Origin of the sequence: Blautia faecis (genome assembly GCF_027662325.1) — a bacterium.
GTDB lineage: Bacteria > Bacillota > Clostridia > Lachnospirales > Lachnospiraceae > Blautia_A > Blautia_A faecis.
Genome location: NZ_JAQDKY010000055.1, coordinates 20,102 through 20,339, shown reverse-complemented (window position 1 = coordinate 20,339; position 238 = coordinate 20,102). Strand labels below are relative to the sequence as shown.

Genomic DNA, 238 nt, shown 5'->3' with positions numbered 1-238 from the left:
AGCTTTTTCGGCGTGTTCGGTTTTTCTATCATGTTTAACAGCCCAGTCAGGATTGCCTGTTCTACGGCAATACTTGGTGCAATTGCAAATACCCTCCGTCTTGAACTGGTGGATCTCGTAGCTTTACCTCCGGCAGTAGCTGCATTTATAGGGGCTCTTACAGCCGGACTTCTTGCCTCCCTTTTGAAAAATAAGGTGGGTTATCCAAGGATTTCCGTGACAGTGCCTTCCATTGTGG

At 47.5% G+C, this 238-nt stretch carries 1 protein-coding gene; it reads left to right on the top strand.

All coding sequences use genetic code 11. The features are described 5' to 3' along the window. On the top strand, positions 1-238 hold a 238-nt coding region (locus PGQ38_RS17705; protein WP_330674535.1), incomplete at both ends, for a threonine/serine exporter family protein.